Origin of the sequence: Streptomyces candidus (assembly GCF_014207445.1) — a bacterium.
Lineage (GTDB): Bacteria > Actinomycetota > Actinomycetes > Streptomycetales > Streptomycetaceae > Streptomyces > Streptomyces candidus.
This window is the reverse complement of record NZ_JACHEM010000010.1, coordinates 171757-197236: the sequence shown is the minus strand read 5'-3', so window position 1 is coordinate 197236 and position 25480 is coordinate 171757. Positions and strand designations below refer to the sequence as shown.

Genomic DNA, 25480 nt, shown 5'->3' with positions numbered 1-25480 from the left:
GGTCCTTACTCCCCTTCAACACGCATGATGCTGGCGACACCTCTGACGGTGTCGAGCTTGCGCAGCGCTTCGACGGTCCCGGAAAGGGCGGCGTCGGGCGCGCGGTGGGTGACGACGACGAGGGAGGCCTCGCCGTCCTTCCCCGACTGACGGACGGTGTCGATGGACACGTCGTGTTCGGCGAAGACTGTGGCGACCTGGGCGAGCACACCGGGCTTGTCGGCCACGTCCAGGCTGATGTGGTACCGGGTGACGACCTCGCCCATCGGGCTGACCGGCAGCCGGGTGTACGCGGATTCGCCGGGTCCGGTGGAGCCGCCGAGCTTGTTGCGGCAGACCGCCACGAGGTCGCCGAGCACGGCGGACGCGGTGGGCGGGCCGCCCGCGCCGGGGCCGTAGAACATGAGCTGACCGGCGGCCTCCGCTTCCACGAAGACCGCGTTGTACGCCTCGCGGACGGAGGCCAGCGGGTGGATCAGCGGGATCATCGCCGGGTGCACGCGCGCGGTGACGGAGTTGCCGTCGGCGGCCCGCTCGCAGATGGCGAGGAGCTTCACGGTGCAGCCCATCCGCTTTGCGGAAGCGATGTCCGCGGCGGTGACCTCGGTCAGTCCCTCGCGGTGTACGTCGCCGATCTTCACCCGGGTGTGGAAGGCGATCCCGGCGAGAATCGCGGCCTTCGCGGCGGCGTCGAAGCCCTCGACGTCGGCGGTCGGGTCGGCCTCCGCGTACCCGAGGGCGGTGGCCTCGTCGAGCGCCTCGGAGTAACCGGCTCCGGACGAGTCCATCTTGTCGAGGATGAAGTTCGTCGTGCCGTTGACGATGCCCAGCACCCGGTTGACCTTGTCGCCGGCGAGGGACTCGCGCAGCGGCCGGACGAGCGGAATGGCCCCCGCCACAGCCGCCTCGTAGTACAGGTCGCGCCCGTGCTGCTCAGCGGCGGCGTGCAGTGCCGCGCCGTTCTCGGCGAGCAGCGCCTTGTTCGCCGAGACGACGGAGGCGCCGTGCTCGAAGGCGGTGGTGATGAGGGTGCGGGCGGGCTCGATGCCGCCGATGACCTCGATGACGACGTCGATGTCGCCCCGTTTGACCAGGGCGGTCGCATCGGTGGTGACGAGCGCGGGGTCGATGCCGGCGCGGACCTTGGAGGGCTGCCGCACGGCGACCCCGACGAGCTCGACGGGGGCGCCGATGCGGGCCGCGAGGTCGTCGGCGTGCGTCGTCATGATGCGCGCCACCTCTGAGCCGACCACACCACAGCCCAGCAGCGCCACCTTCAGCGGACGCGTACGCATCATCCGACCTCACTCCTCATACTTCTTACGGTTTGACCAGTCTCACGCACCGGACGGGAGTTTCTATCCCCCGTCCAGTGCGTGAGACGAGGATTCCACTAGCCGACATCGAGCCGCAGGAGATCTTCCTCGGTCTCGCGCCGTACGATCACCCGTGCCGCGCCGTCCTTGACGGCGACGACGGGCGGGCGGCACGCGTGGTTGTAGTTGCTCGCCATGGACCGGCAGTACGCGCCGGTCGCCGGCACCGCGAGCAGGTCGCCGGGGGCGGTGTCCGCGGGCAGGAACGCGTCCCGCACCAGGATGTCACCGCTCTCGCAGTGCTTGCCGACGACCCGTACCAGCATGGGCTCGGCGTCCGAGCGGCGCGAGACGAGCGCGACGCTGTACTCGGCGTCGTACAGCGCGGTGCGGATGTTGTCCGACATGCCGCCGTCGACGCTGACGTACGTGCGCAGGCCCTCCAGCGGCTTGACGGTGCCGACCTCGTACAGCGTGAAGGCGGTCGGGCCGACGATCGCGCGGCCCGGCTCGACGGAGATCCGCGGGGTCCTGAGGTTCGCCGATTCGCATTCGCGAGTGACGATCTCGGTCAGCGACTTGGCGATGTGGTGCGGTTCACGGGGGTCGTCCTCGGAGGTGTACGCGATGCCGAGGCCGCCGCCGAGGTCGATCTCTGGCAGCTCGACGCCGTGCTCGTCGCGCACCTCCGCGAGCAGCTGCACGACGCGCCGCGCGGACACCTCGAAACCGGCCATGTCGAAGATCTGCGACCCGATGTGCGAGTGGATCCCGATCAGCTCGATCCCGTCCAGCTTCAGCGCCCGGCGCACTGCCTCCGCCGCCTGTCCCCCGGCAAGCGCGATGCCGAACTTCTGGTCCTCGTGGGCGGTGGCGATGAACTCGTGGGTGTGCGCCTCGACGCCGACCGTCACCCGGATCTGCACCCGCTGACGCCTGCCTCGCTCGTGCGCGATGTGCGCGACCCGCACGATCTCCTGGAAGGAGTCGAGGACGATCCGCCCGACCCCCGCCTCGACGGCGCGGACGATTTCCTCGGTGGACTTGTTGTTGCCGTGGAAGGCGATCCGCTCGGCGGGCATCCCGGCGTCGAGGGCGGTGGTCAGCTCCCCGCCGGAGCACACGTCCAGGTTCAGCCCCTCCTCCTTGAGCCAGCGCACGACGGCCCGCGAGAGGAACGCCTTGCCGGCGTAGAACACGTCGGCCTCGGTGCCGAAGGCGTCGGCCCAGGCCCGGCACCTGGCACGGAAGTCGGCCTCGTCGAGGAGGTAGGCGGGAGTCCCGAACTCCTCGGCCAGCCGGGTGACTTCGATGCCGCCGACGCTGACCACACCCTCCTCGTTCCGGCGCACGGTACGGGCCCAGACCTTCTCGTCGAGGGCGTTGAGGTCGTCGGCCGGGGCGGTGTAGTGGCCCTCCGGGTAGACGTCGGCGTGACGGGGTCCGGCGGGGTGGGCGGAACGGCTCATGCTTCTTCTCTCACTTCTCCGCGTACGCGTTGGCGCACGTCACAAACGGTCCGGTGCACTGACGCCGAGCTGGGACAGGCCACCGGCCAGCACCGTCCCGGCGGCTTCGGCGACTGCCAGCCGGGAGCGGTGGGCGGCCGAGGGTTTCTCGTCGCCGAGCGGCAGGACGTACCGCGCGTCCTCGGAGTGCGTGCCGGGAAAGCGGGTGTCGTGGAAGCGGAGGAAGGCGTCGGCGACGGCGACCAGGTGCCGGGCGAGACGTTCGGGCGCACGCAGCCGGACGGCGGCGTCCAGCTCGACGGGGTAACCGCCGAGGAGGCCGATCAGTTCCGGGGCGGCCACGGACGTCTCGTACGCCGCGCGGTAGCCGAGGTCGGCGGCGTTCCTCCGCAGTGCCCTCGTACGGGAGTACGCGTACCGCACCCTGAAGAGGGGGTTCCGCTCGTGCTGGGCGAGGAGTTCGGCGTCCGGGGCGGGCAGCAGCGCCCCCCACACGGCGGCGTCGTGCCCGAGCCTGGCGAGGGCCTCGGGTTCGGGCGCGGGGAGCGGCAGCGCGTCGGTGCGCACCGGCCCCCGGCGCAGCAGCTCCCGTACGGTCTCGTCCGCCGAGTCCGCGGCGAGGCGGAAGTTCAGGAAGCCGGGCCCGGTGACCTCGACGGCGGCGATCCCGGGAGTGCCGGTCAGCCGTGCCCGCAGCATCTCGGCGACCTCGCGCGGCGGCATCCGGGCGTCCCGGGCGAGACGCAGCGCGACGTTGCTGGCGTAGTCCCCCGTACCTCCGGGGCGGGTGCGCTCGACGGCGACCCGCTCGGGCACCGGAGCGGGCAGTACGTCCTCCTCGACGGCGCGGCGCACGGCGCGCAGCACGGTACGGGAGAGCTCTGCGGGGGTCACGCGCCAAGCCTAGGCGAGAAGGGGGGCCCTCCCGCGAACCGGTTTCAGCATCTGGGCGGCGCGGGCGGCGTTCCCGCGCGTCCGTCAGGAGGCGGGCGGCCTTCCGGGCACCGGGTGCAGACGTGGATCGGCCCGGCCGCACCGGGCGTGCCCGGCGTCGTACCTGCCGCTGCGCCCCGCCTCGTACCCGCCCCTGAACACCGTGCCGTGTCCGGCGCCGTACCCGCCGTCGTCGGACGGCGGATCATCCTCCTGACCCGCCAGCCTGCGCACCAGCCGTACCAGTTCGGCGGGCTCGAAGGGCTTGGAGAGGAAGGCGTCCACCCCGGCGGCCAGGCCGCTCTCGACTTCTCCCTGCGTGCACGCGCTGACGATGGCCACCGGCAGCCGGCAGGTCCGCGGATCGTCCCGGAGCCGGGCGACGGCACTGAGTCCGTCGAGCCGGGGCATCACCACGTCCAGCGTGATCACGTCCGGGCGGACCCGGTGCACGACCTCCAGGCATTCGGCACCGTCGGAGGCGGTCACGACCTCGAAGCCCTCCAGTTCGAGGTTGACCTTGATCAGTTGCCGGATGACCTTGTTGTCGTCGACGACGAGGACCCGGCCGAACGCTCCCGACACCCTTCGAGAGTAGGTCGGACTCCCTTGCCGCGTCCGGCTTTTCCGCACTTCCGCCCCGTGCGGGGGAAATGCCGACGGACGGCCGGGGCGACTCCGACGTGCGTGGCGTGCGGATATCCGTTCACGGGCACCGGCGGGAAGCTGGTAAGGTTCACCACGTCGCCGACACACCGCGCGACATGCCCCCGTAGCTCAGGGGATAGAGCATCGGCCTCCGGAGCCGGGTGCGCAGGTTCGAATCCTGCCGGGGGCACTTACCTGTGTGGTGTTATCGCAGGTCAGTGCACTTATAGGGCAAAAGTGAGCTGAGGGCCGGTCAGATTCTTCTGACCGGCCCTCAGCTTTTTGCGCTCGGCGCTTTGCATGTGGTCCGGACCGTCGTCCCTCCGAGTGTCCGCCGGACGGGGACGGTCCAGCCGCTCGTGGCTCCTGCTCACAGACCGTGTTGATCGAGGACCTTCATCAGGTTGCGCTTGCGTTTCTGCTCGGCCCGCAGCGCGGTCACGCAGCGGGCGAACTCCCCCGCCGTCCCCAGACGCTGATGGCACTCACGGGCGCCGAGCAACAGGCGGGCGATCTGCTGGTAGTTGGCGTCGCCGGTGATCTTCTTGAGGGGTTCGATCAGACGCCAGTACACCGGGAGCGCCTCGGCGGGGCGGTCTTTGCGTACCAGGTCGGCGAGGGTCTGCCACTGGCGTGGGGTTGCTGTGGCTTCGGTGGCGGCCTGCCAGGCGGTTTCCAGGTCGCCGTCGTCGGTCAGGGCGTCGATCAGCACGGGGCCGCCGGACCAGGTGGGACGGGAACGGGCTGCGTCCTCGCGGAGAAGTTCCAGGGCTTCCGGGCGCTCGCGCTCCCACGTGCCCTCGGCTCGCGCGCACTCGCGCAGCAGCCGGTAGGCGGCGATGGTGCGGCGGGCGCGGAAGCCGTCCCGGCGCACGGCGGTCGCGCGGGCGGGACGGCCGGCGGCGGTGTGGCGCTCGCAGAGGTAGTCCTCAAGCGCACTGCCGCCGCGATGCGGCTCGGCCAGCTCGCGCAGTCCGCGTTCGGCCCACTCCAGCGCCTCGTCGGGGCGGCCCGCGGCTTCGAGCTCGCGGGCGATCGTGAGGTGAGTGTCGCCCGTGGGGGACAGGTCTGCCGCGTGGACGGCGATCAGTTCGTCCACGTTGCCGGAGGACTTCACCAGCCGCTCCATCAGGTACTTCTCGGCCCAGCCGGACGGCTTGCGTCGCCAGGCCCGGTCCGCCAGTTGCCGCAGCCGCGCCAGGCCGTCCGTACCGAGAACCTCGCGGTAGTCGTACGGGTCGGTGTCGAAAGCGTCGTAGTCGCTGCCCAGCAGGTGCCGTGCCAGCCACTCGGCTGTCTCCAGCGGGTCGGGGCGTGCCGCCCGACAGGCCTCCAGATGGGCCGCGGCGAGATCTTCGGCGACGGAGCCCACGCTCCCGGAGGAGTCGTCGATGTCCTCGTACGTACGGTGCAGCGCCGCCATCGCCTCGCGCGCCAGGGTGACGGCCGACGCGGCCCGGCCGTCGGCGGTCAGGGTGCGCAGTGCGGTGACGGCTTCGGCCGCCTGCCGGGCGTAGGCGTGGGCGTCGGCGTACTCGACGTATCCGTAGCTCGCGAAGGGCGCCGGATCGAGGAGGGCGAGGACTCGCTCCCGTACGACGGGGTCGTCGCGGCGAGCGGTTGCCGCGCGCAGTTCCAGGCGGCGGCGCAACTCGCGGTCCCGCTCGATCTGTTCGCGTACCAGCGCCAGTAGCTCCTCCCGGGACAGGGACTCCAGCCACTGCGCGAGGCCTCGGGTGCGGGAAGCGGCGGCCGACCGCTGGCGCGGCACGTGCGACGCCCGGTGGAGGACCGCCAGTCCCACCGCGACACAGTGCTTGCAGAAGTTCCCCTCCTGCCCGTACGGGCAGTCGCACGCGCCGGCCAGGGCTCCCGCGCCGTCCGCGGTGATCTCGACCTCGTAGACCTCCGTGCCCTGCACGCGTGCGCAGAATCGGCCCTCCTCCACCTCCAGGCTGCTGACGGCGTCCCGATAGCCCTGGCCGCGTTCGTAGGAGCGGGGCCCGGACAGGCGCCGCAGATCGTCCTCGCTGAAGCCCACGGAGATTTTCACGCGGACCATTCAAGCGGATGGACGGCTGCGACCGCCCGGCCTCGCCCTTGCGAAGCGAAGGGTTCCGCACTGCATCACCTCAAGGTGTCCCGGCGGCAGCCAGTTGCTTAGGTGAGGCTTACCGAACGTATCGTACGGGGCAGCACCATGGCCTCGGCCGATCGCCGGACGACCGGCGTCCGGGCACATGGCCGTCACAGTGGGAGATCCGCATGCGCGACGCAGGACCGGCGGGGAGTCATGTCCTCCGGAGGGCGATCGGAGGACGGCGGCGGCAGGTCGCGGCGGCCTCGCTGCTCGCCGTGGGCCATCAGGGGTCGGAGGCGATGGTGCCCGTCGTCATCGGCGTCGTCATCGACGACGCGGTGGCCACCGGGGCCTCCGGGGCCCTGCTCCGCTGGCTGTTGGTGCTGGCCGCGCTCTTCTTCGTCCTCTCGACGTGCTACCGCACCTCCGCCAGGATCGCCGAGCAGGCCGGTGAACAGGCCGCCCACCAGTTGCGGCTCGACCTCGGCGCGCGGGTGCTCGACCCGCGCGGCGGGGCGGACAAGGGGCGGCTGCCGGGCGAGCTGACCGCCGTCGCCACCGGGGACGCGAAGCGGGTGGGCGGGGTGGTGGGCGTACTGCCGTACTTCGTGTCCGCGGTCGCCGGGCTGATCGTCAGCGCGGTGGCGCTGTTGCGCATCTCGGTGCCGCTGGGCCTGCTGGTCCTGGTCGGGATACCGCCCCTGATGTGGCTCGGGCACCGGATCAGCCGGCCTCTGGAACGGCGCAGCGAGGACGAGCAGGAACGGGCCGCGCACGCTTCGGGCGTGGCCGCGGACCTGGTCGCCGGGCTGCGGGTGCTCAAGGGGATCGGTGCGGAATCGGCCGCGGTGGCCCGGTACCGGCGGACCAGCCGGGACTCGCTCGCGGCGGCGCTCCGGGCCGCAGGGAGCAGGGCGTGGCACGACGGTGCGATCCTCGCGCTGACCGGGATCTTCATCGCGGCCATCGGTCTGGTCGGCGCGCACCTCGCGATGCGCGGGACGATCAGCGTGGGCGAACTGGTGGCGGCTGTGGGGCTCGCCCAGTTCCTGCTCGGGCCGTTCCAGCTGCTCACGTACGTGAACGGGGAGTTCGCCCAGGGGCGTGCGTCGGCCGGGCGGATCGCGGAGGTACTGGGGTCGCCGGCGGCGGTGGGGGACTCCGGGACCGGGGGCGCGGCAGGGGCGCGACGGGTGGACGCGGCCGGTGGTGCGACCGTGGGGAGGCTGCGCTTGCACGGGGTGGCGCAGGGGGCGTTGCGCGGGGTCGATTTCGACGTCGCGGCCGGCAGCCTCGTCGGCGTCGTCGCCAGGGACCCGGCGGCTGCGGAGGATCTGCTGCGGTGCCTCGGGCGGGAACGCGATCCCGAAGCGGGCACGGTGGAACTCGACGGAACGCCGCTGACCGCGCTCGGTCCCGACGTCGTACGGCAGTCCATCCTCGTCGCACACCACGACGCGGACCTCTTCGAGCGCAGCCTGCTCGACAACGTACGGGCCGGAACGTCCGTCGGCGCGGACGCCGTCGGCGAGGCCATGGGCGCCGCCGCCGCGGACGAGGTCGCCGCCGCCCTGCCAGACGGCGTCGACAGCGTCTTCACCGAACGCGGGCGGTCGCTCTCCGGTGGGCAGCGGCAGCGGGTGGCGCTCGCCAGGGCGTTCGCCGCGGACCGTCCCGTACTGGTACTGCACGACCCGACCACGGCCGTGGACACGGTCACCGAGTCCAGGATCGCCGCCCGGCTGCGGGAGTTCCGGCGCGGGCGCACCACCCTCCTGGTCACCACCAGCCCCGCCCTGCTGGCCGTCACCGACCGGGTGGTGGTCCTCGACGGGGGCGTCGTCGTCGCGGAGGGCCGCCACCCGGACCTGGTCGCGGCGAACGAGTCGTACCGCTCGGCGGTGCTGGCATGACGAACGGACGCGAACGCGGGGACGCGGCGGCGGGTGCGGGCGGGAGCGCCACGCCCCCGGGTGCGGCGGCAGGTACGGGCACGAGCAGGGCGAAGGGTACGGGCATGACGGAGGAGAAGGGCGCGGGCACGGCGCAGGACAACGGCCGCGCCGGGCCGGACGCCGAGCGCTGCGGAAGCGGCGACGTGACGCCCGGGCGGCGTGGCGCACAGCCGGGCGCCGGTCCGGGCGACGCATGCGCGGACTCGGGTGACGCGCCCGGGGGCGAGGAACTCCACGCTCCTGCGCGGGAGTTGCTGCCCGTTGCCTCCGGTGCGCAGACCCGGGCCGCCGTCGGTGTGCTGCTGCGGCGGCATCGTCTCGCGGCGGTGGGTGCGCTGGCCGTGCTGGTCGTCGGCACGGCCATCGGCCTGCTGACCGCTCCCCTGCTGGGCCGCATCGTCGACCTGGTCGTGGAGCGGCGGGGCGCGGGTTCGCTGGTGCTGCCGATGGTGTTGCTGCTCGTCGTCGCGGTGACGCGGGGCATCGCCACCGCGGTCGGCACCTCGCTGGTGGCGCGGCTCGGCGAGACCGTACTGGCCGGGCTGCGGGAACGTTTCGTCGAGCGCGCGCTGCACCTTCCGCTCGAACGCGTGGAGAAGGCCGGTTCGGGCGATCTGACGTCCCGGGTGACCGGGGACGTGGCGCTGATGGCGAAGGCGGTGCGGCAGGCTCTGCCGGAGTTCGGCACCGCCGCCCTCACCATCGTTCTGACGCTGGTCGGGCTGGCGGTGCTGGACTGGCGGTTCCTGCTCGCCGTGCTGGTGGTGGTCCCGATCCATGTGCTGACGGTGCGGTGGTACCTGCCGCGCTCCACGCCCGTGTACGCCGCGCACCGGGTGGCGGCGGGCGCCCTGCAGCACCAGCTCCTGGACAGCGTGGGCGGGGTGCGGACCGTGCGGGCGTTCCGGCTGAACTCCGTACACACGCGGGAGCTGGAGCAGCGCTCGCAGGAGTCGGTGGACATCGCGGTACGCGGCATCCGGCTCGTCTCCGGTTTCTTCTCGCGGCTCAACATCGCCGAGTACGTCGGTCTGGCCGCCGTCCTGGCCACCGGTTTCGTGCTCGTCGAGGACGGGGCCGTGAGCATCGGCACGGCGACCGCGGCTGCCCTCTACTTCCACAGCCTGTTCAACCCCGTCAACGCGGCACTGTTCCTGATCGACGAGGCGCAGTCGGCGGGGGCGAGCCTGGCGCGCCTGGTGGGAGTGACGGAACTGGCGGACGAGCGCGAGGCGCGGCACGGCCGTGCCGCCGCGCGGCCGGGGGACGGTTCCGTACGGGTCTCCGCGCTCGGCCACGCGTACGCACCCGGGCATCCGGTGCTGCACGACGTCGACCTGGAGATACGCAGCGGTGAGCGGGTCGCCCTGGTCGGTGCGAGCGGCGCCGGCAAGACCACCCTGGCGAAGCTGATCGCGGGCGTGCACCGGCCGACCTCCGGGACGGTGGCCCTCGGCGGCGTCGATGCCCGGGACCTGGGGCCCGAGGGCGTACGGCGGGCGGTAACGCTGATCAGCCAGGAGGTCCACGTGTTCGCCGGGCCGCTGGCCGAGGACCTGCGGCTGGCCCGGCCGGGCGCCACCGACGAGGAGTTGCGCGCCGCGCTCGACCGGGTCGGCGCCCTGGAATGGGCGAACGCGCTGCCCGACGGGACGGCGACGACGGTCGGCGAGGGGGGCCACCGGCTCACCGTGACCCAGGCCCAGCAGATGGCGCTGGCCCGCCTCGTGCTCGCCGATCCGCCGATCGCGATCCTCGACGAGGCCACCGCGGACGCGGGCAGCGCGGGCGCGCGCGTCCTGGAGACGGCCGCGACGCGGGCGCTGGAGGGTCGTACCGGAATACTGGTCGCGCACCGGCTGCCGCAGGCCGCGACGGCGGACCGGGTCGTGGTGCTCGACGACGGCCGCGTCGTCGAGACGGGGACGCACGAGGAGTTGGTGGCCGCGGGCGGGCGGTACGCCACGCTCTGGTCGGCCTGGTCGGACAGCAGGAGGCCGGCCGGGAACGGGGCGAGCGGGGGCGGGTCGGCGAAGGACGGGACGTATGAGAGCCGCTCGTCGGAGGACGGGGTGCGCCGGAGCGGCTCGTCCGAGGACGGTGCACAGGGAAGCGGGACGTCCGGGGCACTGCCCGCCGATGGCGCGGGGAACCGGCCGCCCGGGGATGGACCGCGTGGAGGCGCGCTGCCCGGGAGTGCGTCGTCCGAGGCTCCGTCGGTCGGCGACTCGGGCGGCCGACGGCCGGGGGGCGATCAGGTGCCGCGATCGGCCGTGGAGGCCTGACCGCGAGGCGAGGGGGTGCGTGCGGGACGCGCGACAGGCGTGCGAGGTGCGCGACGGGCGTGCGGGACGCCGTCCCGCCGATCAGGCGGACGCCCGCTTCCTTGCGGAGGTCTTCGCGGCCGGGGCCTTCTTCGTCGCCGTACTCTTCGCCGCCGTCGACTTCTTCGTCGCGGTCGACTTCTTCGCCGCCGTCGGCTTCTTGGCCGTCGCCTTGGCAGCCGTCCCCGTCGTCTTGGATCCCGTCGCCTTGGTACTGGTCGTCTTGGTACCGGTCGTCTTGGGACCGGTCGTCTTCTTGGCTGCCGTCTTCTTCGTTCCGGAGGCCGTGGTCCTCTTCCGCGTCGTCGCGCCGGCCGTCTTGTCCGGCGCCGGCTTCCGGGCCGAGGTCTTCTTGCGGGACTTGAGGTCGGTCACCTTCGCGTTCTGTCCGTCCTCGCCCTCCGCACCGTCCGAGTGTTCGCCCCGGGAGGTCCTGGCCGCGCGGACGCTGTTCTCCAGAGCGGCCATCAGATCGATGACCTTGGCTCCGCCTGTTCCCGAGTCCGGCTCGGCGGGCGTAACGGCCCCGCCGCTCTCGGCCTTCGCCGCGATGAGTTCTTCGACGGCTTCGCGGTAGTCGTCGTGGAGTGTGTCGAGGTCGATCTCGCCGAGGGTGTCCATCAGGGCGTCCGCCAGATCGAGTTCGGCGTCGCGGACGGTGACGTCGGTCTCCGGTGCGACACCCTCCGGGCGGCGGATCTCGTCCGGCCACAGCAGCCCGTGCATGGCGATGACGTCGTCGACGACGCGGAGCATGCCGAGGCGCTCGCGCCCGCGCAGGGCGAACTTCGCGATGGCCACCTTGCGGCTGCGGGACAGCGCCTCGCGCAGGAGGGAGTACGGCTTGGCGGCCGGGACCCCGTTGGCGGAGAGGTAGTACGCCTGGCCCATCTGGAGGGGGTCGATGGAGGCCAGCGGAACGAAGGCGACGATTTCGATCGTGCGGGCAGTGGGCAGTGGGAGGGCGGCCAGGTCCTCGTCCGTGATCGGGATGACCGAGCCGTCGGCGTCCTCGTACCCCTTGGCGATCTCGGCGGACTCGACCTCCTCGTTGTCCAGTTCGCACACCTTGCGGTAGCGGATGCGTCCGCCGTCGGCGGTGTGGATCTGGCGGAACGAGACGGCGTGGCTCTCGGTCGCGTTGAAGAGCTTGATCGGGATGCTCACCAGCCCGAAGGAGATGCTGCCGTTCCAGATCGACCTCATGCCCGTGATCCCTTTCGGTGGGATTCTTATGCTATGTCCCCTATGACGGAGGTGGAGGGTCGGCGGCTGGCCCTCAGCAATCTGGAGAAGGTGCTCTATCCGGCCACCGGCACGACGAAGGGCGAGGTGCTGCACTACGTCGCCACCACGGCCGGGGCACTGCTGGCCCATGTGCACGACCGGCCGATGTCCTTCCTGCGCTACCCGGACGGGGTGGAGGGCGAGACGTTCTTCGCGAAGAATCCACCGCCGGGCAAACCCTCGTGGGTCCGGACGGTGGAGGTCACCCGTTCGGAGGGGGTGCTGTCGCGGCAGGTGCTGGTGGCGGACCTCCCGACGCTGATGTGGGCGGCGAACCTGGTGGTGGAGTTCCATGTTCCGCAGTGGCGGGCGGAGAGCCCCGCGATCGCCGACCGGATGGTGTTCGATCTGGACCCCGGGGCTCCCGCGACGGTGGCGGAGTGCTGCGAGGTGGCGCTGTGGCTGCGGGAGCGGCTGGGCGCCGACGGGCTGGGGGCGTGGGTGAAGACGTCGGGGTCCAAGGGGCTGCACATGCTGGTGCCGGTGGAGCCCACGCCGTCGGAGCAGGTGAGCGCGTACGCGAAGGCGCTCGCGGTCGAGGCGGAGGCGTCCCTGCCGGGGCTGGTGGTGCACCGGATGACGCGGGCACTGCGCAAGGGGCGGGTGTTCGTGGACTTCAGTCAGAACTCCGCGGCGAAGACGACCGCCGCGCCCTACACCCTCCGGGCGAGGGCCGAGCCGACCGTGTCCACGCCGGTGACGTGGGAGGAGGTGGAGGCGGGGCGGACGGCCCCGGCGTCGCTGACCTTCCGGGCGCCGGACGTCCCCGTACGGCTGCAGAGGCACGGCGATCTCCTCGGACCACTGCTCGACCCCAACCGGGCGCGGGCCCTGCCGGCCCCGTGAGGCATCGCGCGGGCTCCCCGCCGTTTGGACACCGGGACCGGGCGCGGGCGCTGTGGCCTTCGCGAAGCCGCAGGCACCCCGCGGACGAGGTGCTATGCCCGCAGCCAGGTGTGCCGGTCGCGGGCCGACGCGTACAGGGACTCGATGTCGGCCGGCTTCAGTACGCCGCCCAGGCGGGCCAGGGCGGTCCGGGCCTCCCTCTCGGACAGCAGGAGTACGTCGCCGGACGGTGGCCCGGCGTCGACGCGGGAGGTCCCGGCCACGGCCAGCACCGGGCGGACGGCCGCCGCGAGCACGAAGGAGGCGCGTTCGGCGTCGCGGGCCGCGCGGCGCAGATGGGTCGCGCCGGCGGGGGTGTCGGCGTGGAAGCGGCGGCGGCCGGGAACGGTGTGGACGGAGAAGGGACCGGCAGGGCCGATCAGGAGGTGGTCGAGGTGAGCCTGCCCGGGGAGCGGAACGCTGTGCAGGACGCGCCAGCCCGCCCCCTCCAGGGTGTCGAGTTCGTCGCCGACGGCTTGCAGGGCGGCGAGGCGCTCGCGGCGCGGATCGGAGCGGAAGCGGCGGGCGGGCGGAACGTCGGCGAGCGCGGTGTGCAGGGCCTCGCCGGGACGGTTGGGAGCCAGGTCGTCGTCCGGGTGCAGGGCGAGGCGCACCAGGTCGGCAGGGGTGGGGACGGGCGGCGGGCCGACGGTGACGGGGCCGGTGACGTACGGCGCGAGCGCGGCCAGCACGTCGTCGCGCCGCCCGTCCGCGAGCAGGCTCACCCGGCCGGTGTCCCGGTCGTACCAGGCGAGGCTGCGGCCGTCGGCGAGACCGACGTACAGCCGGGCGCCGACCGGACCGCGGCCGGGTACGACGCGCAGTGGCTTCATCGTCCATCACCCCCTGACATGGGAACAGGAGGAAGGGCTTCGGGGCAACAACTGAACAATTACGGAAGGGAGTTGACCGGGAGTCGACCGAGCCGGGCCGCCGCACGGCCGTTTCCGGTGACCGGCGGGAACTCGACGGGCACGCGGGGCGTTCTCCGGGTACGGCCGGAGCGGTACCGGCCGAGGCGCGGGCAACGCGTCCGGGGATCGGGGGCGCGATGATCATCTTTGGCACCAAGGGGTACGTCCACCAGATGGCGATGCTGATGCTGCTGTGCGGGCAGTGCGGCAACCCGGCGGCGCACGCGCTGCGCAAGCGGGTCACGAAGTTCACGCTGTTCTTCGTCCCGTTGTTCACGGTCTCGTCGAAGTACACCACCCAGTGCACGTTCTGCGGGGCCGAGCGGCGGGTGGAGCGCGACGAGGCCGAGCGCCTCCGGACGCAGGCCGTCCAGGGGGAGCCGGGCATGCAGGGACCACCGGGAGTCCACGGCGGGAATCAGGCGCACGGCCAGGGACCCGGCGAAACGCCCCGGCAGCAGAATCCCTACCAGTAGTAGCCCCTGAGAACCCCGGGGGCGGGGTGCACTCCGCGGCGACGAGCACCGTCGGTCGGCCGTGACAAGAGGGGTGAGCTTCCACGTCGCTTGCACCGGGAGTGGCAGGCCGACCGTCCCGGTGCCGGACGTGCACGTCAGGAACGTCACCGCCGACCCCGCCTCTTCCGGGCCCTCCGTCCCGGGCCAGGAACAACACCCGGACCAGGGGCAGGGCCAGAACAAGGCCGGGGACGCACTCAAGCCCTCCCGGCCGGGCTGTCCGTCCCCGCCGCGGGGGTACGCGCGAGCACCGTGCCCGGCCTGGACCTGGACGAGGACCAACCGCGGGAGGTTCCGCCGGTCGCCGACGCCGGGAGGCCCGGCTGGTACACCGGCTCGGTCACCCCCGGCGGGACGGGCGCCTCGATCCTGGTCGCGCACTACGACACCGCAAGGGGCCCGGCCGTGCCCCGCGATGTCGCCAGGGTGGCCGTCGGCGACCCGATCGACGTCGACCGGGCGGACGGCAGCACCGTCGGGTTCGGGATCCGCGAGATCCGACAAGTAGACAAAAAGGACTTACCTACGAAAAGGTCTATGGGAAGACCGACCGCCCCGAGCTACGGCTCATCACCTGCGAAGGCCCGATCAAGAACGGCCGTCGCTCCGACACCATCATCTTCTGAGCCGACCGCGTGCAGCAGTGCGCCGGCAGGGAGGGGAGTCCTTGATCGTCCAACCGCGTCGGCCCGGTCGGCGTCCGGGCCCGGCCCGAAGGGCGGGGCCCGTCTTTCGGGCCCGTCCCGCGGCGCACCCCGCCCCGGCCTCGCGCATGCTGCCGGCACGGGCCGTGCGGGCCGCCGCAGCTCTGGTGCTCCTGGCCGGGGCCGCCGTCGGCTGCGCGCAAGCGGGCGAGCTGAAGAGCGCGGGGGCCGTACCGACGGCCGTCGGGCCGGTGCGGCTGTGGCCGACCCTGCCGCCCGCCAAGGCTCCCGCCGAGGACTACGGGGTGGGAGAGACGGAGCGGGCCGAGGGCATCGAGGTGCCGGACGGCGATGTGCACAAGGTGGACCCGGTGGCGGTGGTGAAGGCGGAGACGGCCGCGCACCCCGATACGTACAGCGGCCCCACGGGCCTCTACAAGGACACGGTGACGAAGCTGGACGCCTGCCGCGAGAAGCCGCGGGAGTGTCCGGTGCTGCCCCCGTACTACCGCGACCTGACGGGCGACGGGCGCGACGAGCTGATCATCGGCGTCACCATGCCGCAGGGCCAGTTGGCGATACGGGCGTACCTCGCCGAGGAGGGCGGGCTGACCCGGATCCTGGGCACGTCGGACGCCGTGATCAGCGTGGCCTTCGCGGGCCGGGACCTGGTGCTGAGAGTGCCCGCCGGAATCTCCGGTTACGAGTACCGGACGGCCTGGACCTGGGACGCCCGCCAGCACGCGATGCTCGCCACCCAGGACCAGATCGTGCACAGCGGCTGGTCGCCCGGAACGGAGAGCGGAACGGCTCCGGAGACCGGAACGGAGAGCGGAACGGGCCATGGGACGGGGCCGGGCACCGGACCGGGCATGGGGCCGGAGCCGGAATCCGGATCGGAGCCGGCGCCAGGGGCAGGGCTCGGCCCCGGTGGCGGGAAGGGGCCGACGGCAGGGACGGTAACGGAGTCGGAGCGAGCCGGACGCGGCTCGGAGCGCGATGCGGGGCGGTGGGAGCGGTGAGACGGATGCGGTTGCGGTGGCCTGCCTGGACCGCGTCGCTGACCTGGAAGGCGCTCGCCTTCCTCACCGTCATCTGCTGCCTCCTCGCCTTCTTCCTGGGCGCGCTCGTTCACGTGTCGGTGACGCACCAGACCGTGGAACAGGCCCGCGAGAAGGTGCTGGACAAGCTGGAGCGGGCCAGTGAGGCGTACGAGGCGGGTGAGGCGCTGCCGCGCGGCGCCGGGCTCGACCTGCCGGGCCTGCCCTCCGCACTCCGCGATCTCGCCCTCCAGGGCAAGCAGGGCAGCCAGGTGGGGAACGACCTCGAAGGCCGTCCCCGGATGTGGGCGGCCCGGCCCGCGGACGGGCGCGCGCTCGCCGTGGCGATGGACTACCGGCAGAGCGTCGAGACCATCACCGGCCTGGACCGGGCCATCATCGGCTCGTCCGTGCTGGCCATCGGGGCGACGCTCCTGGTCGGCGCGTTCGCCGTCACCAGGGTCACCCGCAGACTGCACCAGACCGCCCGGGTCGCCCGGCGGATCGGCGCGGGCGACCTCGATGCCCGGGTGAACGACCCGCGCAACCGGGACCCCGCCCGCCACCAGGACGAGGTCTCCACGGTGTCCGGCGCCCTCGACACCATGGCCGGGACCCTCCAGGGCAAGCTGCTCAGCGAGCAGCGCTTCACCGCCGACGTGGCCCACGAACTCCGGACACCGCTGACCGGCCTGACGGCCGCCGCCGAGCTGTTGCCGCCGGGCCGGCCGTCCGAGCTGGTGCGGGACCGGGTGGCCACGCTGCGACGGCTGACCGAGGACCTGCTGGAGATCTCCCGGCTCGACTCGGGCAACGAGCGGCTCCAGCTGGACGTGCACCCGCTGGGACCGCTCGCCGAGCGGGCCGTACGGGGCACCGGCGCGACGGGTACGGCGGATCCTGCGTCCGCGCCGGGCACGGCGCCCGCCACCGAGGTCAGGATCGTGCGCGACGCGCATGTGGAGACCGACCGGCGACGCCTCGAACGCGTCCTGGGCAATCTCGTCGCCAACGCGCACAAGCACGGCCGCGCCCCGGTCCTGCTGACCGTGGAGGGGCCGGTGGTCACCGTGCGTGATCACGGTGACGGCTATCCGGCGTACCTGGTGGAGCACGGCCCCCAGCGCTTCCGCACCGAGGCGGGCGGCAGCAAGGGCGGACATGGCCTCGGGCTGACCATCGCGCTCGGTCAGGCGGAGGCGATCGGGGCCCGGCTGACGTTCCACAACGCGCCGGGCGGCGGGGCGGTGGCGACGCTCGCACTGCCCGAGTACGGCGGTTCCACCACCTGCCCCGTCGAGAGCAGGCCAGAAAAAAGCAACACAAAGTGACACTTTGCGATCAATAAGTGTCGATTCTAGGGTGGACGAAGCGAGTTGAGGGCTGCGTCCCGCACCGGGGCCCAGCCTCTCCTCCCAGGAGGCAACATGCTCATCCTCAAGAAGACCGCGCTGTTCCTCACCGCGGGCGCGATGGCCGCCACCGGCGCGTTCGCCGCGGCCCCCGCAGTCGCCGCCCCCGCTCCCCCGGCCACGGAAAACGCCCCTGCCGCCGAGCACCCCCGGCGCACCGAGGGCCGCGTCATCGCCAAGCCGGGCCTCAAGCTCCGCGACAAGCCCACCCGGAGCAGCCGCATCATCCGCACCGAGCCGTACGGGGCGATCGTCCACATCTTCTGCAAGACCCGCGGCGACCACGTCGGAGGCAACAACCAGTGGTACCAGCTGACCGACGGCACCTGGGCCTGGGGATCCGCCCGGTACATCGTCCCGAGGAAAGGCCACCACCCGCGTTGGTGCTGACCCGGCCCCCGGCCGACGCGCACAGCCCCGGGACTCCCGTACACCCTCGATGACATTTACGGACATTCAGCCCGAACGCTTGCTACGTTGCCGGGCATGAAGGTCACGCCGACGGACCGGCCGGGCAGCGACAGACCGGCCGGGCGCGAGCCGGGCGGGGCAGTGCCCCCGCCCGGCGTCCGCCTCGCCAAGCGTCGCGGAGTAGAGCTGTCGCTCCTCGTCGGCGCCGTCTTCATCGCCGTGCTCGGCTACTGCGCGACCGGCCTCGGCAAGACCGGCGCCGCACCTCCCGACGCCCTGCGGTACGGGGCGGGCCTCGGCGTCCTGGCGGTCCTCGCACACTTCGCGGTCCGCTTCCGCGCCCCGTACGCCGACCCGCTCCTGCTGCCCATCGCCGTCCTCCTCAACGGCATCGGCCTGGTCCTCATCTACCGCCTGGACCTGGAAACCCCCGAGGACCAGGCGGCCTTCACCCAGCTGACCTGGTCCACGCTCGGGGTGGCCCTGTTCATCGCCGTCGTGGTCCTGCTGCGCGACCATCGCGTCCTCCAGCGCTACGCCTACCTCTCCTGCGCCGCCGCCCTGGTGCTGATGGTGATCCCGATCTTCTTCCCGGCGGTCAACGGGGCGAAGATCTGGATCCGGCTGGCCGGATTCTCCTTCCAGCCGGGCGAGTTCGCGAAGATCCTGCTCGCCGTCTTCTTCGCCGCCTACCTCGCCGCGAACCGCCACGCGCTCGCGTACACCGGCCGCACCTTCCTCCTCAAAGGCCTTCAGCTGCCCACCGGCCGGGTACTGGGCCCGATCGTCGCGATCTGGCTGCTGAGCGTGGGGGTGCTGATCCTGGAGCGCGATCTCGGCACCTCGCTCCTCTTCTTCGGTCTGTTCGTGATCATGCTGTACGTGGCGACCGGCCGGACCGGGTGGATCGCGGTGGGTCTGCTGCTCGCGGCCGTGGGCGCGTACGCCGTCGGCTCGTTCGAGCCGCACGTGCACAGCCGGGTCGCCGACTGGCTCAACCCCTTCGCTTCCATCGAGGCGGGCCAGGGGCCGGGGCAACTCGCCCAGTCCCTCTTCGCGTTCGCGGCCGGCGGCATGCTCGGCACGGGCCTGGGTCTCGGCCACTCGATCCTCATCGGCTTCGCGGCCAAGTCCGACTTCATCCTCGCGACGGCCGGCGAGGAACTCGGCCTGACCGGCCTCACCGCCCTCTTCCTGCTGTACGCGCTCTTCGTCGCCCGCGGCTACCGGGCGGGCCTCGCGCTGCGCGATCCCTTCGGCCGCCTCCTGGCGATCGGCCTCGCCTCGATCGTGGCGCTCCAGGTCTTCGTCATCGCGGGCGGCGTGATGGGCCTGATCCCGCTGACCGGCATGGCCATGCCCTTCCTGGCGCAGGGCGGCTCCTCCGTCGTCACCAACTGGATCATCGTGGCGCTGCTGATCCGGGTCAGCGACTCGGCACGCAGCCCGCGGGCGGTGACGGCGGACACCGGCGAGGTCGCGGCGGTGCGGGTCCGTGATCTGGCCGAACTGAACCCCACACAGCGGAAGTTGCCGAAGCGGGAGGCCCCGAAGCCGTGATCCGCTACATCCGGCGGGCCGCCGCCTGCTGCCTGCTGCTCCTCATCGCCCTCCTCCTCAACGCCGCTCGCGTCCAGGTCCTCCAGGCGGACGTACTCGACGACAATCCGGCCAACCGGCGCAAGAACATCGTCCGTTACGAACAGCCCCGTGGGGACATCCTCGTCGAGGGGAAGTCCGTGACGGGTTCCAAGGACACCGGCGAGCAGCTGAGGTGGGAACGCACCTACCTCCAGGGCCCGCTGTACGCCCCGGTGACCGGCTACGCCTCGCAGACGTACGGCACCGCCTTCGTCGAGGCAGCCGAGGACGCCGTGCTCTCCGGCACCGACCCCATGCTCTCCCCGCTGCCGCTGTGGACCGAGATCACCCGCAAACGGCAGCCGGGCGGGCAGGTCGCCACCACGATCCGGGCGGCGGCGCAGCGGGCCGCGTTCACGGGCCTCGGCGGCCGACGGGGCGCGGTCGCGGCCATCGAACCCGCCACAGGACGCATCCTCGCCCTGGTCAGCAGCCCCTCGTACGATCCGGGCCTGCTGTCGGGCACGGACGCGTCCGTCGCGAACGCCTGGTCACGGCTGAACGCGTCGCGCAGCCAGCCCATGCTGAACCGGGCGATCCGGCAGACCTATCCGCCCGGTTCCACCTTCAAGATCGTGACGGCTGCGGCGGCCCTGGACACGGACGTGGTGACCGACGTGGACGCGCCGACGGACACACCGGACCCGTACGTCCTGCCCGGAACGCGCACGACGCTGCCCAACGAGTCGAGCGGCTGCGAGCGGGCGTCACTGGCGTACGCCATCCGCGTCTCGTGCAACACCGTGATGGCGAACCTGGGCGTGCGGGTCGGGCTGACCAGGATGCGGGACACCGCGGGACGGTTCGGCTTCAACGACCGGGGGATCCGGATTCCGTCGCCGGTGACCGTGAGCAACTTCGACAAGGAGATGACGGCCGACCAGCTCGCACTGTCGTCCATCGGTCAGTTCGACACCCGGGCGACACCACTGCAGATGGCCATGGTGGCCGCGGCGGTCGCCAATGGCGGCGACCTCAACCGCCCCTACCTGGTGGAGAGTACGAGCACGAGGTCCGGAAGCGTGGTCTCGCAGCGGGGGATCCGGACGTACCAGCAGGTGATGAGTCCTTCCACCGCCCTGCGGTTGCAGCGGATGATGGTCGACGTCGTGGAGAACGGTACCGGGCAGAACGCCGCGATTCCCGGGATGACCGTCGGCGGAAAGACGGGCACCGCGCAGCACGGGGTGGGGAACTCCGGTATCCCCTACGCATGGTTCATCTCCTGGGCGCAGAAGGCGGACGCGGGGCAGGCGGGGGTGGCGGTCGCGGTGGTGGTGGAGGATGCGACGGCGGTACGGGGGGAGATCACGGGTGGCGGCCTGGCGGCGCCGATCGCGCGCGGGGTGATGCGGGCCGCGTTGTCCTGACGAGGAGGGGGGTACGGGTGGACGTGGATGAGGCGTTGGATCGCGGAGGCGGATCCGTTCCTGTGTGCGTTCCTGGAGGTACGGGAGGACGCCGAGCCGGCCGTGGTCGACGGCCAACTGCCGCTTCTCGGCGTGCCGTTCGCGGCGAAGGGGCGGTCGGGCATCCGCTCGTACGCCGCCCGCCGCCTCTCCGCGGCCGGCGCCGTCGCGGTCGGGACGACCTCCGTCCCCGGCCCCGGCACGTACTGGCAGACCTGGGGTCTCGGCGCGCGGGGCCCGACCCGTAACCCCTACCGGCCCGACCGGACGCCCGGCGGTTCCTCCGCCGGGTCCGCGGTCGCCGTCGCGGCCGGCATGGTGCCCCTCGCCACCGGGAGCGACGGCGCCGGGTCGGTGCGGATACCGGCGGCCTGGTGCGGGGTGTTCGGGCTGAAGACCACGCGTGGGCTGTTGCCGTCCCCCGACCGGTCCGGCCTCGCGACGGCAGGGGTGCTGGGCCGCTCGGCGGCGGAGCTGGACGCGTACCTGCGGTGCGTCGTGGACGGGTACGTACCCGAACCCGAGGGGGAGGAACCCCTGCGTGCCGTGTGGTCACCGGACCTGGGATTCGCGGCGGGCCCCGACCTGGATCCCGAGGTGGTGGAGGTCGCTCGGCGGGCGGCGGCGCGGATCGTGCGCCTGGAGGACGCCCCGGGGTTCGGGCTGCTGGACCCGAAGGAGGAGTGGTTCGCCATACGGGGCGGTCGCCGGCCCGGTGCGACAGCGGCGGAGAACTCGGCCCGCCTCGGCCGGCTCTTCGCGCGGGCACCCCTGTTGGCCACCCCGACCACGCCCTTCCCGCCGCACGGCCACGACGGACCGGACGGGCGGTTCTCCACCTCGCTGACCTGGGCGTTCAACGTCAGTGGACATCCCGCGGTGAGCATCCCGGCCGGTTTCACCCCGGACGGCTGCCCGGTCGGGCTTCAGCTCGTCTCGGATTTCGGCTCGGAAGCGCTGCTGGTGCAGGCAGCGGCTGGCGTGCCGCCATGGCCAACACCGCCTTTCAACTCGCGCAGGTGAACATGTTTCGTCTGAGCCTGTCGGTATGGCGTGAGGAACGGCTGACGCGTCTGCGGGAGCACGGGTCCGGAAAGCGAGCATTCACCCTGGGAGTGTCCTTTGCGGCGCGGCAGGCGCGCGGAGCAGCGGCCGACGGGGCCGGTTGACCCTCGACCTGGTGGAGGGCACAGGGTTCCGGGTGTGGACAGCGAGATGCGCAGTATCGGCGAGATGGCCCGGGACAGTGGGCTCGGGGTGAGTGCCCTGCGGTTCTACGACCGGGCCGGGGTGCTCGTCCCGGCCTGGGTGGACCCGGTGAGCGGCTACCGCTGGTACCGGCCCGAGCAGCTCGGAGAGGCCCGGCTGCTGGCCGGGCTGCGCCGTACGGGCATGCCCCTGGCGGACGTCCGGCTGGTGCTGGCGGGTTGGTCCGGTGCCGACACCGAGCTGGTGCGGGGCCTGCTCACGGCGCATCTGCGCCGGCTGGAGCGGGGACTTTCGGATGCGCGCAGCGAGTTCTCCACGATCCGAGCGCTACTCGATCACAGGGAGAGCCCCATGACTTCGCCGATTGCCCCGCCCGTACGGCTGACCGTCTCCGCGCCCGAACTGGCCGCCGCGCTCGACGCGGTCCGGTTCGCGGCCGGGACCGACCCGGAACTGCCGATGCTGGGCGGTGTTCTGTTCGACGTCGAGGGCGGGGACCTCCGGGTGGTGGCGACCGACCGCTACCGGATGGCCGTCGCCCGGACCGACACCGAGGGGTACGACGGACCTCGTGTGCAGGCCGTCGTGCCGTCCCCGCTGGCGGACGCGGTGCGGGCGCTGCTGGACGACGACGCGAACGCGGCGCTGCTGACCGTGGACGGCGACCGCATCACTCTGGAGGCGGGTGACCGGCAAGCAGCCGGCCGACGTCTCGACCACGACTTCCCCGACTACCGCCGTCTCGTTCACCTGCCCGCCGGGCGACGTGCCCTGGTGGACGTCCCGGCGTTCCGCCGGGCGGTGGAAGCCGGCCCCGTCGTGAGGAGCGAGCCGCGGGAGCAGGCGGGTGAGTGCGCGCAAGACGGCGCGTCCCGTGTTCTCAGCGTGCTCAGGCCGTCCACCGACGGCGCGGTGGCCGTGTGCCGGGAGGACGACGACAGCCAGGACCGGGTCGCCGTCGACCGCGAGTACCTGTTGCAGGCCCTCCATGCGGGGGCCAGGGACAAGCTGATCCTGGAGTTCGGGGCCCCCAGGGCACCCCTGGCCGTCCGCAGGACCGACTCCGAGACAGACTTCTCGCTGCTGATGCCGGTCCACCTGGAGAACTGACCGGCACCCGTGCGGGGGCGCGACGAGGGGGAGGCGAGGAGGAAGCCGCACGCCGGGTTGATACAAGGGCGGGCGGGACCCGGGGGCCCGCGTACATCCATTGTGGGCCGGGGAACAGGCCGATTCCGTCCTTCGCGGGGACGATCTTCAACTCCTCCCGTCGCCCGTACGGTTGGGCCATGACCGATCTCCAGCTCCATGTACGCGATCACGGCGGTGAGGGCCCGCCGCTTCTCCTGCTCCACGGCGCCGGCCGCTCGCACGCCGACTGGGACGATGCCGTGCCGTCGTTCCTCCCCCACCACCGGGTCCTCGCGGCGGACCTTCCCGGACACGGTGCTTCGCCCGCCTGTCCGACCGGCGGCTGGTCCTTCGAGGCGACCGCCGAGGCCATCGACGCGGCACTGAGCGCTTACGGTGCGGCGGATGCGCTTCCCGTGGGCCATTCGCTGGGCGGCATGGTCGCGGCTCACCTCGCGGCACACCGGCCGGGCACCCCCGCTGCCGTCAACCTCGACGGCTTCTGGTGGGGCGGATCGGGGAGCGACGAGGACCGCGAGCGGATCGGCGAGATCGTCCGGGCATCGGCGGGGGCTGTCGCGCCCGCCGATTACCTGGCCCAGCAGAGCGCGCATGCCGGCCGGTTCGGAATCGCGGCCGAGCGCGCCGAGCGCGCCGCACGGGCCGCCGCACGGCAGCTCCCCGACGGGCGATGGCAGACGCTGCCCGAGCGGCACACCGCCCTCGCCCTGTACGACGCGTTGGACGCACTCGATCTCTTCGCCCTGTTCCGAAGGGCGGAGTGCCCGCTGCTCCTGGTACGGGCCGAGCGGGCGCAACCGGCGGGCCCACCCGGGATGGAGTGGTTCGACGCCTTCCTCGCCGAGTACCGGGAGGAGCTGACCCGCAGCCTCGCCGAACTGTGCGAGGACCGGCCGCGGACAGTCACCGTGACGGGCTTCGACGGCACGCACGCGATGCTGCTGGAGTCGCCGGAAAAGGTGGCGGGGGCGGTCAAGGAGTTCGCGGCCGGGATCAGGTAGGGGGCGCTGGAGAATCTCTCACTTATCCCCACCAATCGCCGGGGTGGCCTGTCCAAGGGCGGCAAGTGACCGACGGACACCCGCAAGGGTGATCGCGTGACGGGCCGCCCGGCACCGACGGAGGCGGCCCGTCTCCCCCGAGTCCGGTCCTACCGGGGGGTGTCGAGCCGGCCTGACTTGAGCCCGTCGAGAAAGGCGGCGAACGCGGCCGGGGCGACAGCCAGTTCGGGCCCTCCGGCCGCCTTGGAGTCCCGCACGCCGGTCACCTGCCCGGCGAGAGCGATCTCGACGCACTCGTTGCCCTCACCTCCGCTGTAGGTGCTCTTGAACCAGAGCGCGTCCGTCGGCTCGACGGAGCGGGAATTGCGGTCCTTCATCGGGGCAGCTCCTTTAGCGCGGTGGCCAGCAGCCGCTGCGAGGTGGACGTGTCGGCTGCCTGCGAACGAAGGTAGTCGAACGTCAACTTATAGCCACCTACGTCGTCGGCGTCATCCAGGTAGATGCCTTGACGGCGCATCTCGATGTAGACCACGGCCATGGAGTTGAGCGGATTCCGTTCGTCGTCCCGGCCCAGGATGATGAAATGCCCAGCCCCCGCGGCGTGCGCACCCGCACTGAATGGCAGGATCTGAAGGTCGACGGTGGGGCTTTCTGACACCTCGTGGAGGTGCTTCAGCTGAGCGGCCATGATGGCCGAATCGCCGATGGTACGCCGAAGCACCGCCTCGTCCAGAACGGCCCAAAGGTGCAGCGGAGGCGTGCGCATAAGGATCGTCTGGCGCTGCATGCGCGCCTCCACCATCTGCTCGATCACGTCATTCGGGCTACGTACCTCTCGCGCCTGATGGATGGCCAGTGCGTAGTCCCGCGTCTGCAGGAGGCCGGGGATGACGGTATTCGCGTAGAGGTGCTCGTACTGTGCCTCGGCCTCGAACGAAACCAGCGGGTCCATCCATTGCGGTACGGCACTGTTGCCCACCCACCAGCCGTCGGCCTGCGACTTGGCCACGGCGACCAGTGCGTCCTGCTCGGCCCGGGTCGCTCCGCAAGCGTCTGCGAGAGCCTTCACCGTGGCCCAGCGGATGCGCGCCCGGTCCTGCCACATCTCGTAGCGGCTCACCGTCGCTTTGCTCACCCCGGCACGCTCGGCCACCTGCCCCTGGGTAAGGCCGCAACGCCCTCGCAGCTCGGCGAGCCCGCGAGCGATCTGCATACGACCCGCAGGGCCTGTC

At 72.3% G+C, this 25480-nt stretch carries 21 protein-coding genes, 1 tRNA gene and 1 pseudogene; 14 read left to right on the top strand and 9 right to left on the bottom strand.

Features of this window, described 5'->3' with window-relative positions:
- Positions 1-5: 5 nt before the first annotated feature.
- From HNQ79_RS20140 to HNQ79_RS20125, 4 genes are all read right to left on the bottom strand, one after another.
- Positions 6-1295 (bottom strand): homoserine dehydrogenase, encoded by a 1290-nt coding sequence (locus tag HNQ79_RS20140; RefSeq protein WP_185033221.1) that lies wholly within the window; start codon positions 1293-1295, stop codon positions 6-8.
- Positions 1296-1393: 98 nt separating this feature from the next.
- A complete protein-coding gene (gene lysA / locus HNQ79_RS20135) occupies positions 1394-2785 on the bottom strand; it encodes a diaminopimelate decarboxylase (protein WP_185033007.1) in 1392 nt (463 codons plus the stop codon).
- A gap of 39 nt (positions 2786-2824) precedes the next feature.
- Positions 2825-3679 (bottom strand): ArgS-related anticodon-binding protein NrtL, encoded by an 855-nt coding sequence (gene nrtL / locus HNQ79_RS20130; RefSeq protein WP_185033005.1) that lies wholly within the window; start codon positions 3677-3679, stop codon positions 2825-2827.
- Between the two features lie 84 nt (positions 3680-3763).
- Complete coding sequence (locus tag HNQ79_RS20125; protein WP_185033003.1) at positions 3764-4351, bottom strand: response regulator; 588 nt, start codon at positions 4349-4351, stop codon at positions 3764-3766.
- A gap of 133 nt (positions 4352-4484) precedes the next feature.
- On the opposite strand from HNQ79_RS20125, the gene HNQ79_RS20120 reads away from it, so the two are divergent.
- Positions 4485-4556 (top strand) — tRNA-Arg (locus HNQ79_RS20120).
- A 180-nt stretch (positions 4557-4736) separates the two neighbouring features.
- Here the strand turns inward: HNQ79_RS20120 and HNQ79_RS20115 are convergent.
- Positions 4737-6419, bottom strand: a complete 1683-nt coding sequence (locus HNQ79_RS20115) for an SWIM zinc finger family protein (RefSeq protein ID WP_308437366.1) — start codon at positions 6417-6419, stop codon at positions 4737-4739.
- 212 nt (positions 6420-6631) lie between these two features.
- Here HNQ79_RS20115 and HNQ79_RS20110 point away from each other — a divergent pair, with 212 nt between their 5' ends.
- Both HNQ79_RS20110 and HNQ79_RS20105 read left to right on the top strand, forming a co-directional pair.
- Positions 6632-8359 carry an ABC transporter ATP-binding protein gene (locus tag HNQ79_RS20110; protein ID WP_185032999.1) on the top strand — a complete coding sequence of 576 codons (1728 nt, stop codon included), beginning with the start codon at positions 6632-6634 and terminating at the stop codon, positions 8357-8359.
- The gene (locus HNQ79_RS20105; RefSeq protein ID WP_229923692.1) at positions 8356-10686 is read left to right on the top strand and encodes an ABC transporter ATP-binding protein; all 2331 of its coding nucleotides are present in this window, start codon (positions 8356-8358) and stop codon (positions 10684-10686) included. Before HNQ79_RS20110 ends, HNQ79_RS20105 begins: the two co-directional genes overlap by 4 nt.
- Before the next feature lie 81 nt (positions 10687-10767).
- On the opposite strand, the gene ku is transcribed toward HNQ79_RS20105, so the two are convergent.
- Positions 10768-11931: a non-homologous end joining protein Ku gene (gene ku / locus HNQ79_RS20100; protein WP_185032997.1), complete on the bottom strand. Its 1164-nt coding sequence runs from the start codon at positions 11929-11931 to the stop codon at positions 10768-10770.
- Between the two features lie 33 nt (positions 11932-11964).
- Here ku and ligD point away from each other — a divergent pair, with 33 nt between their 5' ends.
- Positions 11965-12858 (top strand): non-homologous end-joining DNA ligase, encoded by an 894-nt coding sequence (ligD, locus tag HNQ79_RS20095; protein ID WP_185032995.1) that lies wholly within the window; start codon positions 11965-11967, stop codon positions 12856-12858.
- 92 nt (positions 12859-12950) lie between these two features.
- Here ligD and HNQ79_RS20090 read toward each other — a convergent pair whose 3' ends face one another.
- Entirely contained in the window at positions 12951-13730 is a 780-nt protein-coding gene (locus HNQ79_RS20090; protein WP_185032993.1) for an NERD domain-containing protein, read from the bottom strand.
- 218 nt (positions 13731-13948) lie between these two features.
- Between HNQ79_RS20090 and HNQ79_RS20085 the strand changes: the two genes are divergently transcribed.
- From HNQ79_RS20085 to HNQ79_RS20045, 10 genes and pseudogenes are all read left to right on the top strand, one after another.
- Positions 13949-14287 (top strand): zinc ribbon domain-containing protein, encoded by a 339-nt coding sequence (locus HNQ79_RS20085; protein ID WP_185032991.1) that lies wholly within the window; start codon positions 13949-13951, stop codon positions 14285-14287.
- Positions 14288-14377: 90 nt separating this feature from the next.
- Positions 14378-14839: pseudogene (locus tag HNQ79_RS34785) on the top strand (sortase domain-containing protein); the annotation flags it as partial.
- Positions 14840-15101: 262 nt separating this feature from the next.
- Positions 15102-15995 (top strand): hypothetical protein, encoded by an 894-nt coding sequence (locus tag HNQ79_RS20080; protein ID WP_185032989.1) that lies wholly within the window; start codon positions 15102-15104, stop codon positions 15993-15995.
- A gap of 5 nt (positions 15996-16000) precedes the next feature.
- Complete coding sequence (locus HNQ79_RS20075) at positions 16001-17344, top strand: ATP-binding protein (protein WP_185032987.1); 1344 nt, start codon at positions 16001-16003, stop codon at positions 17342-17344.
- A gap of 96 nt (positions 17345-17440) precedes the next feature.
- Positions 17441-17815 carry an SH3 domain-containing protein gene (locus tag HNQ79_RS20070; RefSeq protein ID WP_185032985.1) on the top strand — a complete coding sequence of 125 codons (375 nt, stop codon included), beginning with the start codon at positions 17441-17443 and terminating at the stop codon, positions 17813-17815.
- A 96-nt stretch (positions 17816-17911) separates the two neighbouring features.
- On the top strand, positions 17912-19396 hold the full coding sequence (locus tag HNQ79_RS20065; protein WP_185032983.1) for an FtsW/RodA/SpoVE family cell cycle protein: 1485 nt from the start codon (positions 17912-17914) through the stop codon (positions 19394-19396).
- Complete coding sequence (locus HNQ79_RS20060; protein WP_185032981.1) at positions 19393-20847, top strand: penicillin-binding transpeptidase domain-containing protein; 1455 nt, start codon at positions 19393-19395, stop codon at positions 20845-20847. Before HNQ79_RS20065 ends, HNQ79_RS20060 begins: the two co-directional genes overlap by 4 nt.
- A 27-nt stretch (positions 20848-20874) precedes the next feature.
- On the top strand, positions 20875-21909 hold the full coding sequence (locus tag HNQ79_RS20055; protein WP_185032980.1) for an amidase family protein: 1035 nt from the start codon (positions 20875-20877) through the stop codon (positions 21907-21909).
- A gap of 180 nt (positions 21910-22089) precedes the next feature.
- Positions 22090-23205 carry a DNA polymerase III subunit beta family protein gene (locus HNQ79_RS20050; RefSeq protein ID WP_229923693.1) on the top strand — a complete coding sequence of 372 codons (1116 nt, stop codon included), beginning with the start codon at positions 22090-22092 and terminating at the stop codon, positions 23203-23205.
- A gap of 179 nt (positions 23206-23384) precedes the next feature.
- The gene (locus HNQ79_RS20045) at positions 23385-24248 is read left to right on the top strand and encodes an alpha/beta fold hydrolase (RefSeq protein WP_185032979.1); all 864 of its coding nucleotides are present in this window, start codon (positions 23385-23387) and stop codon (positions 24246-24248) included.
- A gap of 149 nt (positions 24249-24397) precedes the next feature.
- Here the strand turns inward: HNQ79_RS20045 and HNQ79_RS20040 are convergent, their stop codons facing one another.
- Positions 24398-24625, bottom strand: coding sequence for a DUF397 domain-containing protein (locus tag HNQ79_RS20040; protein ID WP_185032978.1), 228 nt, complete (start codon positions 24623-24625; stop codon positions 24398-24400).
- Positions 24622-25461 carry a helix-turn-helix domain-containing protein gene (locus HNQ79_RS20035; RefSeq protein ID WP_185033215.1) on the bottom strand — a complete coding sequence of 280 codons (840 nt, stop codon included), beginning with the start codon at positions 25459-25461 and terminating at the stop codon, positions 24622-24624. The genes HNQ79_RS20040 and HNQ79_RS20035 overlap by 4 nt, the downstream gene beginning before the upstream one ends.
- Positions 25462-25480 lie beyond the last annotated feature (19 nt).